This is a genomic window from Enterococcus sp. DIV1283b (assembly GCF_051710965.1).
GTDB lineage: Bacteria > Bacillota > Bacilli > Lactobacillales > Enterococcaceae > Enterococcus_B > Enterococcus_B lactis.
In genome coordinates this window covers 510,062-524,550 of the sequence record NZ_JBIOLR010000001.1, presented here as the reverse complement: position 1 = coordinate 524,550, position 14,489 = coordinate 510,062, and the positions used below count along the sequence as shown (strand labels likewise).

Below are 14,489 nucleotides of genomic sequence, written 5' to 3'. Positions count from 1 at the left end.
ATTGATTCAGATAACGGCAGCACACAAGATGCCGATAACACTACCTAAAATAGCTCCTCCTAAAACATCAGTAGGATAATGTAAAAGTAAAAAAATTCTTGAATAAGCGATCAAACAAGCAAATAGAAAAGCTAGTATTCCTGCAATACGACTTAACTCGAACAACGCTGCTACAGATAAAAAAGCAAGTGCCGTATGCCCTGAAGGAAAAGAAGAAGTCTTCGGTTTACTTGTGTAAAGGACAAGCCGACGATTTTTTTCATAGGGTCGTTTCCGCCTTGTCGTTTTTTTAATGAGAAGTAGACCAACAAAAAAATAGATTAGACTGCCTATAAGAATAGCTAGACCATATTCTCTTGTATCAGGTACCAAAACTAAAACTGTAGCAAGGAGCAGCCAAATAAAACCGCCATTAGAGATATTACTGATAAACTTCAAAAAATTGATTTTCCGATTGTCCGTTTCTCGTTGTTTAGCAAACTTATTGATAATACTATCATCGATTTTAGCAATCAAACGCAGCATGTTATTCCTCCTTTTTAAGACCCTTTTCTTGCGTACGATGGATAAAAAGCAGGACTTGAAAATAAAACAAGAAGCTGAAACCTAATAAAGCAAGGTAGATTGGTCCTGCAAACCATAATGCAACCAGAAGTATCGACGTACCTGCTAAATAGAAAAGTGCACTTTTAAAATCATTAAAAAACAAGAAAAATGCTGCAATCCAAGAGACTTCTTTTTGATTTTCCAGTTGAAGCAAGATTTTGTAACTAAAAAGAACAGCACTTAATAGAAGCAAAAACAACGTAGTATACATCAATGTATAGCCAATTCCCCCACCCAAATAATGGAAAATCCGATAATCGATGAATAAAAGAAGAAAATAACTACTTGCTAAACTATCTTGCTTTCCATAAAGAGAAATATTCTCACGAAACTTCTTCCAGAATAATGAACTGAGCTTTTTCTCTTCATTTTTTTTGTGATAATAAATCATATACAGAACTGTTCGACTTGCTGTTCCTAATGTGAAAACAGGCAAGACGCACAGGAACCACAGTAGCTGTAACTGGATAAGACGTGGAATCCATTCAATGATTTCTAAGAAATAATCATTGGCTCTTTTACCAATCGACCGATTCATCATCCTTTTGAACCTCCTGTCAAATCCATTCCTTCAATGAAATAACGTTGTGCAAAAAAGAACAGCAAGATGGTCGGGATCAAGACAAGTGTTGCTCCTGCCATCAGATAATTCCATTGTGTCGTCGCTTGGTTCTGAAAAACTTGCAAGCCAATCTGCAACGTGTATTTTTCTTGATCTTGGATATATAAAAGAGGACCTAAGAAATCATTCCAAGCCGCGTTGAAGGAATTGATTGCAATCGTGATCAAAGCAGGTTTCGTCAATGGAAGCATCAAATGACTCCAAATATACAAATGATTCGCTCCGTCGATTTCAGCAGCTTCGATCAATTCATTATTGATCGATAAGTAAAATTGACGCATCAGAAATATATTGAACGCATTGCCGAAGAACGATGGAACGATCAGAGGCAAATAAGTACCTACCCAGCCGATCTTGGAGAATAATACATATTGAGGAATCATCGTTACAAACCCCGGGATCATCATCGTAGAAAGAACCAAAGCAAACATCAGCTTTTTCCCAGGAAATTCAAGCTTCGCAAATCCATAAGCAATAAAAGAATTCGAAAGGACATTACCGATCACTACCAACACAGTGATGAATAATGTATTTCTTGCATATCGCCAAAAAGGAAATGCGGCAATCGTATCCAGATAGTTTTCCCATACGATTTTTTCTGGGAAAAAGGTCGGAGGATAACGAACGATTTCTTCCATTGGTTTCAATGAAGTAAATACCATCCAAAGCAATGGAATGAGCAAAATAATTCCTATTATCGTCATAAGCACATAGCTTAGCATCTTTTTTGATTGCCGATTCACACTGGTCTTTTTAAAATAATCCATCATTTGCCGTCACCTCCAGAATAATAGACCCATTTAGGTGCAAGCTTCAAATTGACGAAGGTCAGAACCAAAACGATCAGAAATAGGATCATCGACATAGCCATCGCATATCCCATATCAAAAGCGACGAACGCCTTATTCCACATATGCAGATTATAAAAAAGCAAGGAATTTGCAGGTCCACCTGTTCCATTTTTCGTCATGACATAAGCTTCTTGAAAAATTTGGAAAGAACCGATCGTAGAGGTGATCACATCATAAAAAATAATAGGAGTGATTAATGGCAAAGTAATACTTTTGAACTTTCCCCAAACGCCTGCTCCATCGATTTCTGCTGATTCATATAAAGATCTAGGAACATTTTGTAATGTAGCTAAGTAAAGTAGCATTGCTCCTCCAGAGCTCCATATTTTCATCAAAATCAACGCAGGTTTCGTCCATTGTGGATCAAACAACCAAGCTGGTCCAGGGATATGGAACCAGCCCAGAAATGTGTTGATCAATCCTGCAGATGGAGAAAGCAGCTGCATCCATAAGATGTAGACTGCTACTCCTGATAAGACTGCCGGTAAATAGAAAACTGTACGGAATACACTGATTCCTTTGATTTTTTGATTGAGTACTGTGGCTAAAAACACACTGAAAATCGTCGTCAGCGGTACATTGAAGATGACGAAATAAACGGTGTTGTATAACGATTTCCAAAATAAATCATCATGAACGAACATTCTTTTGAAATTTGCTAGACCAATGAAATTCATCTTGGATGTCAAATTATAATCGGTGAAACTACCAATAACTGAAAAAAGCATAGGCCCTAGCATAAAGATTAAAAAACCGATAATAAAAGGCGAGATAAATAAATAGGCCCATCTTGCTTCTTTTTTCTTTCGGATAGATAAACGCTTCAAATTTTCTTGCCTCCTCTGTACCTAGACAGTCAAAAACGGATTATTGATTTTGCTTGACTAAGTTCTCTACTGCTTTTTGTGCATCTGCCAATCCTTCTTTTGCTGATTTTGTTCCTAAAAGAATCTGGTCGATCTGTTCATTCACTAATGTCGTATAATCCGGTGCATCTAAAGGAACTGGTGTGATCACCGTATTTTCAAAATTTTCGTCCGCCATTTGATAGATCATTTTCCCTTTGTCCGTTAGGTTGTCATTATTCACTAATTTCTCATTAGCTGTCTTGCTTGCCATGATATCAAAACTTTTTTCGCCGAATTTTTCTTGTACTTCTGGAGAAGAAAGATATTTGATGAATTCATAAGAGGCTTCAGGATCTTTTGCTCCGTATGGTACTTCCAAGACGAATCCGCCACCCCATGACCAATGACCTGAACCTTCCTCTTTTTCTGGAAGCTGCATCACGCCAAAATCAAAATCATCCGGTGCGTTTTCCATCAAGCTAGAGTAATAATTGATATTTTGGGCGCGCATGGCTACTAATCCAGAAATAAATGGATCAGACACACCAGAACCAAATTCTGCTTCTAATTTGTTGATTGTATTTTTTCCATAATAATCTTGCCAGTCTTGGATCCATTCCAAGGCTTCCACTTTGTTTTTAGTATCAATCTTGACCTTTTCGTCCTTATCAAACCAACTAGTCCCGTTGTCTGCGTTTAATGCCCATACATCAGCACCTAAATTCCATAATGGATAAAAACCGATACGCGTAAACTCTTTTCCTTCTTTTTTATCTAGTTTACGTGCTGTTTCTTCTAATTCATCCCAAGTTGTCGGTAGATTTTGTTCGCTGATCCCAGCTTCTTTAAATAACTTTTTATTATAAAAAATGACTTGTGTATCTGTATTGAATGGGATGGCGTAAGGATCACCTTTATATTCTACTGTGTCCCAAAGCTGGGGATAAAAATCCTTAGAAGTGTCTTTATCTACATACTCGGAGAGATTAGTTGCTTGCTGTGCTTCTGCTCTTTGGGCAACGGAATTTATATCCTGTACAATAACATCAGGTGCATTTCCAGCCGTTATTGCAGATAAAGATTTGGTCCAAATATCCCCCCATGGCTGATACTTATAATTTACATGGATCTCGTCTTGTGATTGGTTGAAATCCTCAATGATTTCTTCGATGGCTTCTTTTCGTGCGCCCGACCCCCAAAAGGACCAGAAATCAATATTTTTTCTTCCATCACTTGTTTTTTCAGAAGAATTTGCTGCACTTGAGCTAGCATCGCTTGTATTACTTGATCCGCATCCTCCTAATAAAAACAATGCTGAACTTGCCAGCAATCCTGTAAACAATAATTTTTTCATATTTTACCTCCAAATTTTAATGTAACCGATGTCGGTTTTAATATAACGATATCATTTTGTTCTGAAAATAACAATTTATAAGGTATGATTCTCGAAAAATTATTAATTATACCAACACTTCATATAATTAGCGAGCGTTTTCTTTGAATTTTTTAATCTTTCGTAGCAGAATGAGAATGTATTAAAAATAGATTAGGAGGAATTTTGATGTTTAGACACCAGAAAGAATTGCAGTTTGAAGCAAAACCAGATCGTCCGAATCCATTAATCGCGAAATATCTGCAGGAGCTGATCGGCGGCCAATATGGCGAGATGAGTGTAGCTATGCAGTACCTGTTCCAAGGTTGGAGCTGCCGAGGAGAAGAAAAATATAAAGATATGCTGATGGACATTGCAACAGAAGAAATCGGCCACGTGGAAATGTTGGCGACAATGGTTGCTCGTTTATTAGAGGGTGCGCCTGTTGAAGATCAAGAAGCAGCGATGCAAAAAGATCCAACAATCGGTGCCATTATCTCTGGAATGAATCCACAGCACGCGATCGTAGCTGGCTTAGGACCTCGTCCTGCTGACAGCGTGGGCAATCCATGGAGCGGTGCCTATATCATTGCGAGTGGCAACTTGTTAGCAGACTTTAGAGCTAATTTAAATGCCGAATCACAAGGAAGACTTCAAGTAGCACGTATTTACGAAATGATCGATGATCGTGGCGTAAAAGATATGCTGTCTGTTCTCCTTGCAAGAGATAGCTATCATCAAAACCAATGGGCATGTGCAGTGAAAGAATTAGAAGAAAAAGAAGGTTCGATCTTAGTCCCAAGTACTTTCCCACGTGACAAAGAACGAAAAGACATTGCTTATGACTTCTATAACTTCTCAGAGGGAGACCAAAGTAGTGAAGGTTCTTGGGCTAGCGGCAAAGCATTGGATGGCGAAGGCGAATATCAATGGTTGAAAGAACCTAAGATCGAAGGCGCTGCACCAAAATTAGAACCAGTAACACCAAAAATGTATGGGACACCTCCATTCAAGAAATAAGAAAAAAAGGTTGTGACAAGATTTTTGTCACAACCTTTTTATTGTATTAGAAACGACTTTCCTATTGGCTCGATTCAAATTTCTTGAAAAATAAATTTCCTTCAGCAGTTAAGCGAACACCTCTGTTTTCTGGATTCAATGTGATATATTCTTTCTCTTTACACCATCGGAAAAACGCGTTCCCGAGATTTCCTCCTAAATGAAATGTTCGTTCTGTCCAATCTAAGCAAGGCTTCACAAGTGCTCCAGATTGTTTTTTCAGTGCGTCAATATCTATTCCTAAGTCTTTGAAATAACAAACGCCTTCTTCTGTAAGTTCCACATGATGGTTTTCCATCACAAGATAGTTGTTTCGAAGGAGAAAGTTGAAAAAAAATACACCTATCACACCGGCTAAATGCCGATAACAAGATCTTCCTGCTTTTAATTCACTATATTCTTTGTTTTCATTAAATGATTTGATCGGTTTAACCGGACTAACTACCATAAGATTTTCTAACAAATCAGCGATTTCCAGAGATGATAATCGATAATAGACATTTCTTCCCTGTTTATAAGACATCACCCAATCAAGAGAATGAAGTTTTTTTATATGATAAGATGCCGTGTGATCTTTTATTTTTGCTTTCTTTGCTAGTTCATGCACGGTATGGAACCTTCCATCCATCAATAAAGTAAGGATCTCAAGTCGCGAATGATCTGCTAAGAGTTTAGTCGTTTGCTGAAGATCAGGAAATCCAGCCATTTTTTTCTCTCCTTTCACACATCGATGAGCATCGAGGAATAAGCTTAGTATACTATATTCAGAGGTGAGGATTATGTTTAAAAAAATGGAAAAAGAAAGTTTCTATTACGGATTTCCCGTCGTGCTGATGACGACTAAGGATGAAATGACTGGTAATGACAACCTTACGCCAATCAGCTCCACTTGGACACTTGGCAAAACGATTGTCATTGGGATCAGTATGCACAGTAAAGGGTATACAAATTTAAAAGTGGGACATGCCGCTACCTTCAATCTTGCAGATAAAACGCTTTGGGAAAAAATCGAGAAAATCGCAAAGACGACAGGCCATCCTATCATGCCCGATTATAAACAAAAAGCTGGCTATTCCTTTTGCTCTGACAAATTTCAATTGGGAAAGTTCACAAAACTAGCAGGTGAAGAAGTTGCAACTGTTCGGATCAAAGAATGCCCGATTCAAATAGAAACGTTGGTTCAACGAATTTCAACTAGAGAAGACTTTGCTATTGTAGAATGTGAGATCGTAGCTATTTTTGTAGAAGAAGGGATTTTACATGATCCAACTCATATCAATGTGGATAAATGGCAACCTCTTATCTATAAATTCAGAGAATATACAACTGCCAACCAGTCGTTAAGTTTGAATTTTAGATTCCAAGAATTCAAAGAGTCATAATGATAAACATCGTTAGGTATAAACAAAAAAAGACTCGCAGCACGAGTAAAAAACAAATAGAAGCTATAAGGTCGAATGTGACTCTATAGATGCAGTATATGCAGTATATGCAGCTTATGAGCATTTCTTCTGTTCTCTTTGTTTTTGGGATCTGTGCTGAAGTCTTTTTTTGTTTTTTGCCGCTCTTTCTTTGAAAAATCGATTATGTTATACCTTCTCCATTACTAATTCAGGTATCTGCTGAGTAATGATTTTTCGCGCAAAAGAAATATCTGTTATCCAAGGTTCGATTTGTTCTTCAGTCAAGACAAGCGGCATTCGGTCATGGATTGGTGCAACTGTGCGATTAGGTTCAGTAGTCATTATGATCGATTCTGCCGTTTTTTCATCGTGATGGCTACGATAAAAGCCGCCAATATACACTATTTTTTCCTTATTTGAAAACATAAATTTGTCTTTTTCTTCATTCCACTCATAAAAGCCGCTCATTGGGAAAACACAACGATTTTGCAAAAATGGTTGATGAAAGGTCTTTTTTTCTTCTACTGTCTCTGCTCGGGCATTGATCATCAATTGTCCTTTTTTAAATCCGGTAAATCCCCACTTCATGATTTCCGGAGTGAGATTGTTTTCTTCCTCTTTTCTTAATGTCACAACAAGATTTGACGGAAAGATTTCTCCAGCTGCTAATTTTGCTGCCTGTTCCGGTTGTTTCTTCTGGGCTTCTCGATAATAATTCTGAAGGAGCTCCGACTCTAGATCAAAAAAATAACGACCACACATCCTAATACCTCCCCCCTCTTTTTATCTATCATACACTGCAACAAGAAGTTCACACCAACAAAACGCTTTCAATGGATGGAGAATTAAAAAAAGTTGTGACAAACTCTCCAGTAAACGTTTTCTCCTACCAACGCCTCGGTCACAAGTCACAATATCCATCAAACATGAGAAGCTGTTTTTTTGAAATTGCTCCTTGTGACTCAGAGTGAAACGGCAGGTTCACGACCTCTGGGTAAACGGTGTTCAAAAGCCAGTTTCTCGGTATTAAGCCAAATTTATGCAAAAATGTAGAAAGCCATTTTCACAAAAATTTTCTTAATACTCGAAACTAAGCGACTTTTTTACAACCTCTTCCTTAAACGGTGTTCAATCAGCTTACATCTGCGGTAATAAGCCCAACCAAACGAAAAATATGAGGAGCTATTTTTATTTGGCTGTTCTTATTACTTGATGCAGGGCAGCTTTTTCACAACCTCTAACTATTAAAAAACCTTTTGCGAAGTTAACAATCTTTCTTTGATCAATTGGAAATTCTGTCTAAGTAGTGATAGATCTTGTGTGACTTTCAACAATAAGATACTGCCCTGGATTTCAGCAATCAACGCTTTGGCTTGACGGTCTGCCTCTGCATCGGACAGTTTTTCTTCAGAAAGTGCCAAGATATTTTGTTTCGTATACTTGACCCATTGATTGACTAATTCTAGTAGCAATAGACGGAATTCTTCATCCACTGTACTCAACTCAATAATCAAATTCCCCACAGGACAGCCATGATAAGTGATTTGTGCCTCATGATCAGCGAAAATCCAATCCAACATTTCTTCTAGTGCTTCTTCTGGCTGTTTTCCAGCATTTAAGATGTCTTCAAACAATTCTGTCTGCCACACGTCCATATGCGCATGGATCACCGCTAGACAAACTTCTTTTTTTGAAGAAAAGTAATAATAAAATTGACCTTTTCCCGTATCAGAAGCTGCTAGAATATCCCGGATCGACGTTTCATGATAGCCTTTTTTATAAATAAGATCTTTGGTCGCTTCCAAGATCTTTTCCTTTGTTTTCAATGATATTCTCCTTTTTCATCTCTCATAGTCCTATATTATACAATAAATTCATCATTTTATCTTCCTAATCGTTTAAAAAAGACTGTGCCAAATTATCTGACACAGCCCTCACTATAAAACTGTTCTCTTGTAGCTAGATGTTCATTGATTCAAGAACTGCGAGGACAAAAGCAGTTCCTATCTTATGATAGTTGCTCTAATACTTCCTCTGTTGTCATCACTTGGTCTGCAATAAAACCAAAGTTCGTCAACGCTGCATCCATTGCTTCTTGGCCAGGAGCACCAATTGCATCTGTCGCTACAACAACATTGAATCCACTCTCTACCAATTCACGCATATGGGAATCGCTACACAAGTTTCCGTTCATTCCACCGAGAATTACTGTGTCGATTCCATTTTTTCTCAATTGAAGCGCTAAGTCGTTGCTTTCTGGTCCAAAGATTTTATGAGGAGAGCTGATGATCGTATTTTCATCCAAATATGGTTTCAATTCTTCGATAAAATCGGCTCCTGAACCTTCTTCCACTGGATCATATTGACTTTTTCTAGCAAACATCTGCTGCTCAAGCATCATATGTTCTCCTGCACCGCCAAATTGCCATTTATGGTCATGTGGATAAAAATAATGAGGAGAAATAAAGAGTTTGTATCCTTTTTCTTTTGCTTGTTTCACCATTTCGATCATATTTTCGATCGTATTGTATTTTTCTAAGATATCTTTTGTCAAACCAAAGCCACCGCCTGCTGGTTTCAAGAACTCGACTTGCGGGTCAGTTAGAACTACTGCTGTATTTTTGTTGTTGAACATGATAAATTCTCCATTCGTTATTTATTTTAATACATCATTTAGAGCTTCACTCATTGTTGGATGAGAATAGATTTGATCTCTCAATAACGTATAAGGAAGTTTTCCATTCATAGCTAGCGAAATCAAGTTGATGACTTCATGAGAATCTTCCGCATAGATACTTGCACCTAGAATCAAGTCAGTTTCAGGATCAACTAAAACTTTGAATACCCCTTTAGGATCTTCTAATACTTGTGCTTTAGGAACACCGCTTGTCATATACTTGAATAATTTATAATTGATGCCTTGTGCTTTAGCTTGTTTTTCTGTTAATCCTACATTGGATAAAGTTGGAGTGATAAACACACTGTAAGGCACAGCTTTCCGGTTATTCGTTGTTCGTGTATTCTCGCCTTTCAACTGATCCATGATAATTCGATAATCATCTAGAGAGATATAAGTAAACTGTAGTCCGCCTTTGACGTCTCCAATCGCCCAAATGTTTTCCGCATCTGTACGAAGGTATTCATCCACAGCAATTGCTCCGCGATCGGTCAGTTTGACATCTGTATTTTCTAATCCAAGAGAAGCTGTATTAGCTTTTCGACCAGTTGCAGCCAAAACTTTTGACGCTTGGATTGTTATTTCTTGTCCATCTTCTGTAAAGGTAACGGCAGCTGTTGATTCTTGGTCTGCTACTTCATCGACAGTCACACCTAAGTGGAACTCGATCCCTGCATTCGTCAAATCTTCTAAAATCATTTGTGCGATGTCTTCATCTTCACGAGGAAGAAATTCAGGATGGGCATCAAGAACGACAACTTTAGATCCGTATTCATTGAACATTGATGCAAATTCCAGACCAATATATCCAGCCCCAATGATCACTAATTTTTCCGGTAATTGTTCCTGATCCATTGCTTGCGTAGAATCAATCAAGTAGCGACTTGTATTCAATCCTTTGATTGGTAAAATGATTGGTTCAGAACCAGTATTGATGAAAATCCGTTCGCCTTCAACAATCACTTTTTCACCATTATTCGTCACTTCGATTTGATGGTTAGAAAGAAAACGTGCTGTACCGTCCATCACTGTCCCAGTCGCCTCATCGCTGATCATATGATAATTTTTGGCGCGAAGCATGCCCGTCAATTTTTCTTTCCGAGCAACAGCCTCTGTAAAGTCGATTCCTCTTTCTCCATTGAAAATCAATGATTTAGAAGGAATACAGCCGATGTTGATACATGTTCCGCCATACATACGTGTTGACTTTTCAACGACTAAAACCGATTCGCCTTTTGAGGCTAACGCCTTCGCTAAAGTCTTACCGCCCTTTCCAAAACCGATCACAATATTTTGATATTTTTCCATCCTTTTTCCCTCGCTTCTTTTTTACCTACCGATTGGTACAAAAATATGATAACCGATAATCGTCTATTTTCCAAATCATCTGCTTTATTTGTCAAAAAAACCAGACAAAAAGCGGTCCTTTCACGTTTTTAGTCTGGTTCGATTTCCTTTATTCTTCTAAACAATCGTTACTTCTACATCGATATTTCCTCTAGTTGCTTTGGAGTAAGGGCAGAATTCATGCGCATCTTCTGCAATTTTTTGAGCTTCTTCTTCGCTGATGCCATCGATATGCACTTCTAATACTACACCGATCTGATAGCCGCCATCATCTAAATTATAAAGAGAGACACGTGCTTTTACTGTGGACTCTGCGGTCATTCCTGCTTCTTTGATCATATGTTGTACCGCCCCATTGAAACAAGAAGCATATCCTGCTGCAAATAATTGTTCCGGATTTGTTCCTTCTGCATGGATTCCCGGAGGAGTGATTTTCATATGCATCGAGCCATTGGGTGCCTCGACCTCTCCATTGCGCCCGCCATGGTTGATCATTGCTGTTTCGTATGCTTTTTTCATTGTACTGCTCCTTTCGATTGACCATTTGCTACTTGCTATAGTTATAGTGTATGACAGGTAAGGCGCTTTCTACAAAAATTCTGCTTATTCAAATACCAGAATACCGTCTTCTACTATTTTTCCAAAAAACAAAAAGATGCCACTCGTGAATAACAGAGTCATATTCGTTCCAAAATAAATAGCAATCTTTTCTAAATAATCTTTTATATGATTGATTTTAAGATACATATATACCAGAAAGTTGACCCCATAGACCAATACTGTTAAAAAAATAACCATATTCGTTACCATTTTTTTCCTCCTTTTGCTGGACACCCTACCAGCACTCGGTTTAACCTTACCACTTTTTTTGTTGTCCAAGCAACTACCTTTCAAGAAGTTTGGTTTATTCTGCTGATAATGATTCAATATCAGAAAAATGCCCGAATAACTTTGCTAGTTTTTCTAATACTAGCTGGTTCTTTCCGCTCTCGTCATTTTCTACCTGCAATACTAACAACGGCTCATGTAAGCTTAAACGAATCAAAAACCAACCGCTTCCATAAGGTTCTTGCAGATTATACCGAATACCTTCTTCATTTGCCGGGTCGAAGTTCATCCCTTTTTCTTCTTCCAACAGTCGCTGCATTTCTTCTAATATCTTGTTTCCTTGTTCGCTTGGTTCATCGCTGAACAATTTTAGTCGGATTTCTTGTACTTCTACAGGCTGTTTCAACTCTTTGATTTGTTCATCCAATGTGATACCTTTTCTTTTTAATTCTGGCAAAAGCATCAGGATCTTTGCGATGACGTATGCTCCATCATCCAGAAAATAATTTTCCTTGAATGCAGCGTGGCCGCTTGTTTCGATGGCTAACTGTGTATCTTTCCCAAGACGATTAAGTTCTAATGCTTTATTGATCACATTTCGATAACCGGAAATATAACGAATTTGGGTGCCTCCTTTTTCTTCAATGAATTTTTGTAGATGAGAAGAAGTAGGAGAATTCGTTACGATCCTTGTTTCTGGATGCTCTTTTAATACGATCGTACTTAATACTGCGATCAAATTATTTCGATTGATGACTGTTCCAGAAGCACTGACCACAGCTGAACGATCCACATCTGTATCAAAAATGATCCCAAGATCTGCTTCATTTGCTAAAACAGCCTGCTTGATACTTTCCATCGCTTCTTTGTTATCAGGATTGGGGATGTGATTAGGAAATCGACCATCTGGTTCCAAAAATTGAGATCCTGTTGTATCAGCGCCTAAGCTATTCAATACTTTTTCAGCAAAGAATCCTCCAGCACCATTTCCAGCATCCACGATGATTTTCCACCCTTTTAGTGGTTTGTCATCTTGTGTTCCCATCCCTTTTTTGATTTTTGTGACTAGGTCTTGCGCATAAGGTGTCAAAAGGTCTGCTTTTTCCACACTTCCCGCTTGTTCACTTTTTACTTTTTGCTGTTGTGACAGGATATAAGCAATATCTTCTTTTTCTGCCCCACCTTCTGAGGTGAAAAATTTTATTCCGTTGTAATAATAGGGAAGATGGCTAGCAGTCAGCATGACCGCAGCGTCGCATGAGAATTGTTCAAATTGAGTGGACATAAACATAGCTGGCGTAGTAGCTAATTCGAAATCAATGACATGTATCCCTTGTTCTTTCAGACTTTGGATCAACGCCTCTTTTAGTGCTGGTCCGCTGATCCTGCTGTCATGACCAATCCCAATCGTCCATTTTCTAGTTGGGTTAGTTGACTTCTTCTTTTTCTTTAGCCAGTTTGCTAGTCCCCAGCCGATCTTTTCTACCCTGTCTGTCGTCAAATTGACTTCATGACCTTCAACTGGTAATGCAATCCCTCGAATATCCGATCCATTTTGTAGCGCTTTCATATTTTCCATATAAAAGTCCTCCTCAGTTATTCCCTCATTTTTTCTAATTTTTCCGCAAATCGCTGTGCTTCTTCTTCTGAGCGGCAAATAATAATGAATGTATCTACACCTGCCATCGTTCCAACAACTTCGGGATAAGCAACTTCGTCTAACCAATTCGTTACCACATCAGCGCCATTTCGTTCAGTCAATACGATAACCATGAATTGAACAGACTGTATACGTAAAACCTCACGCCTAATTGCCGTACGCAAACGTTCTTCATTTAAAGAAACAGATGGTTGGTTAAATAATGTATAGCGTACTATTTTATTTTCATTTTGGCTTTTTACTAACTTCATTTCTCTGATGTCTCGAGAAATCGTAGCTTGAGTCACATCGGCACCTGCTTCATGCAACCGTGTAAGCAGCTCTTCCTGTGTCCCAATCGGTTGTTCTGTAATCATTTGGCGGATCAATGCTTGTCGCTGTTTCTTTTTCATATTAGACACCTCTCAATATTGATTATAGCAAAAGACAAGTAATATTTCTTCTTATTTTGGTATTTTTTACTTTTATTTTTTGGCTTTATTCAGGTTGCTATCTTTTTTCTATTTTGACACGCAAAATCGTCTTCATTTTTTCAGGTGCAGATTTTCGTGGATCGCTGATATAGATTTCTTTATGTTCTTTAGAAGTTCTTTGATAGCCTTCTTCTGCAATGAATGCTTCTAATTTCTCAAAGGATTCTGGTTCTTCATCATAGGAACCGATGTGTAAGATTTGGGCACAAAGACCTTCTTCCATCTTTCCGAATGCTACTTGTTCTCTCAAGTCTTCCGGAAGTTTGCTCAAAGAACGCTGAATGGCTTCTTGTGCTATCGCTTCTGTAACAAAGTCAGGCTGTCGGATCATCAATTGATAAGAAAAATGTTCTTTTTTCATCACTGGTTCATGCAAATACTTTTCTTGTAGTCCCCATTGTCCTTCCAATGGATAGACAGTATACAGCTGATAATCAGGAATCAGCCAATTTTTTTTAGGCGCCATGCGTATTGCATAGCTGACTGCATATAGACAGGCTACTCTTCGTTTAAAGTCTTCCTGATTCGGATCGCCGATCCCTCTGATGCTAAAGAATGGTTTTTTAGGAACCTCTAGTATTTGCGGGCTTTTTTTCATACTATAGCTCTTGTCTTTACGCCATTCGATTTTTTCCATTTTTCTTCCTCCGCGAAATTCCATTTAGTTATTTATTATCATACCTCTTTTTGAGTGACTTGGCTAATCGTGTTGACACTATTTTTCAGTTTGTGCTAGAATAAGT

Annotated in this window: 17 protein-coding genes; 2 read left to right on the top strand and 15 right to left on the bottom strand. The window is 38.1% G+C overall.

Features of this window, described 5'->3' with window-relative positions; genetic code table 11:
• Positions 1–6 precede the first annotated feature (6 nt).
• From IGJ53_RS02495 to IGJ53_RS02475, 5 genes are read right to left on the bottom strand one after another with little or no spacing between them, the layout of a single operon-like run.
• Positions 7–525, bottom strand: a complete 519-nt coding sequence (locus IGJ53_RS02495; RefSeq protein WP_002374947.1) for a phosphatase PAP2 family protein — start codon at positions 523–525, stop codon at positions 7–9.
• A gap of 1 nt (position 526) precedes the next feature.
• Positions 527–1,147, bottom strand: a complete 621-nt coding sequence (locus IGJ53_RS02490) for a YesL family protein (RefSeq protein ID WP_002374945.1) — start codon at positions 1,145–1,147, stop codon at positions 527–529.
• Complete coding sequence (locus IGJ53_RS02485; RefSeq protein WP_010731967.1) at positions 1,144–1,998, bottom strand: carbohydrate ABC transporter permease; 855 nt, start codon at positions 1,996–1,998, stop codon at positions 1,144–1,146. The genes IGJ53_RS02490 and IGJ53_RS02485 overlap by 4 nt, the downstream gene beginning before the upstream one ends.
• A complete protein-coding gene (locus IGJ53_RS02480) occupies positions 1,995–2,906 on the bottom strand; it encodes a carbohydrate ABC transporter permease (RefSeq protein WP_002291248.1) in 912 nt (303 codons plus the stop codon). The genes IGJ53_RS02485 and IGJ53_RS02480 overlap by 4 nt, the downstream gene beginning before the upstream one ends.
• 40 nt (positions 2,907–2,946) lie before the next feature.
• The gene (locus IGJ53_RS02475; protein ID WP_259741760.1) at positions 2,947–4,281 is read right to left on the bottom strand and encodes an ABC transporter substrate-binding protein; all 1,335 of its coding nucleotides are present in this window, start codon (positions 4,279–4,281) and stop codon (positions 2,947–2,949) included.
• 207 nt (positions 4,282–4,488) lie between these two features.
• On the opposite strand from IGJ53_RS02475, the gene IGJ53_RS02470 reads away from it, so the two are divergent.
• Positions 4,489–5,319: a manganese catalase family protein gene (locus tag IGJ53_RS02470; RefSeq protein WP_010731965.1), complete on the top strand. Its 831-nt coding sequence runs from the start codon at positions 4,489–4,491 to the stop codon at positions 5,317–5,319.
• A gap of 61 nt (positions 5,320–5,380) precedes the next feature.
• Here the strand turns inward: IGJ53_RS02470 and IGJ53_RS02465 are convergent, their stop codons facing one another.
• Positions 5,381–6,064: an ArsR/SmtB family transcription factor gene (locus IGJ53_RS02465; RefSeq protein WP_010731964.1), complete on the bottom strand. Its 684-nt coding sequence runs from the start codon at positions 6,062–6,064 to the stop codon at positions 5,381–5,383.
• Positions 6,065–6,137: 73 nt separating this feature from the next.
• Between IGJ53_RS02465 and IGJ53_RS02460 the strand changes: the two genes are divergently transcribed.
• Complete coding sequence (locus IGJ53_RS02460) at positions 6,138–6,740, top strand: flavin reductase family protein (RefSeq protein ID WP_002374939.1); 603 nt, start codon at positions 6,138–6,140, stop codon at positions 6,738–6,740.
• A gap of 207 nt (positions 6,741–6,947) precedes the next feature.
• On the opposite strand, the gene IGJ53_RS02455 is transcribed toward IGJ53_RS02460, so the two are convergent.
• From IGJ53_RS02455 to IGJ53_RS02415, 9 genes are all read right to left on the bottom strand, one after another.
• Complete coding sequence (locus IGJ53_RS02455; protein WP_010731963.1) at positions 6,948–7,523, bottom strand: SOS response-associated peptidase; 576 nt, start codon at positions 7,521–7,523, stop codon at positions 6,948–6,950.
• A gap of 482 nt (positions 7,524–8,005) precedes the next feature.
• Positions 8,006–8,587 carry a TetR/AcrR family transcriptional regulator gene (locus tag IGJ53_RS02450; RefSeq protein WP_010731962.1) on the bottom strand — a complete coding sequence of 194 codons (582 nt, stop codon included), beginning with the start codon at positions 8,585–8,587 and terminating at the stop codon, positions 8,006–8,008.
• A 182-nt stretch (positions 8,588–8,769) separates the two neighbouring features.
• The gene (locus tag IGJ53_RS02445; RefSeq protein ID WP_010731961.1) at positions 8,770–9,396 is read right to left on the bottom strand and encodes a cysteine hydrolase; all 627 of its coding nucleotides are present in this window, start codon (positions 9,394–9,396) and stop codon (positions 8,770–8,772) included.
• Between the two features lie 21 nt (positions 9,397–9,417).
• A complete protein-coding gene (locus tag IGJ53_RS02440) occupies positions 9,418–10,746 on the bottom strand; it encodes an FAD-containing oxidoreductase (RefSeq protein ID WP_010731960.1) in 1,329 nt (442 codons plus the stop codon).
• A gap of 156 nt (positions 10,747–10,902) precedes the next feature.
• Complete coding sequence (locus IGJ53_RS02435; protein ID WP_002286825.1) at positions 10,903–11,304, bottom strand: organic hydroperoxide resistance protein; 402 nt, start codon at positions 11,302–11,304, stop codon at positions 10,903–10,905.
• An 84-nt stretch (positions 11,305–11,388) separates the two neighbouring features.
• Positions 11,389–11,595: a hypothetical protein gene (locus IGJ53_RS02430; RefSeq protein WP_002308156.1), complete on the bottom strand. Its 207-nt coding sequence runs from the start codon at positions 11,593–11,595 to the stop codon at positions 11,389–11,391.
• Between the two features lie 94 nt (positions 11,596–11,689).
• Positions 11,690–13,192: a phosphoglucomutase/phosphomannomutase gene (locus IGJ53_RS02425; RefSeq protein ID WP_010731959.1), complete on the bottom strand. Its 1,503-nt coding sequence runs from the start codon at positions 13,190–13,192 to the stop codon at positions 11,690–11,692.
• Positions 13,193–13,209: 17 nt separating this feature from the next.
• On the bottom strand, positions 13,210–13,665 hold the full coding sequence (locus IGJ53_RS02420; protein WP_002374917.1) for an arginine repressor: 456 nt from the start codon (positions 13,663–13,665) through the stop codon (positions 13,210–13,212).
• A 97-nt stretch (positions 13,666–13,762) separates the two neighbouring features.
• Positions 13,763–14,383 (bottom strand): GyrI-like domain-containing protein, encoded by a 621-nt coding sequence (locus IGJ53_RS02415; RefSeq protein WP_010731958.1) that lies wholly within the window; start codon positions 14,381–14,383, stop codon positions 13,763–13,765.
• Between the last annotated feature and the right edge of the window lie 106 nt (positions 14,384–14,489).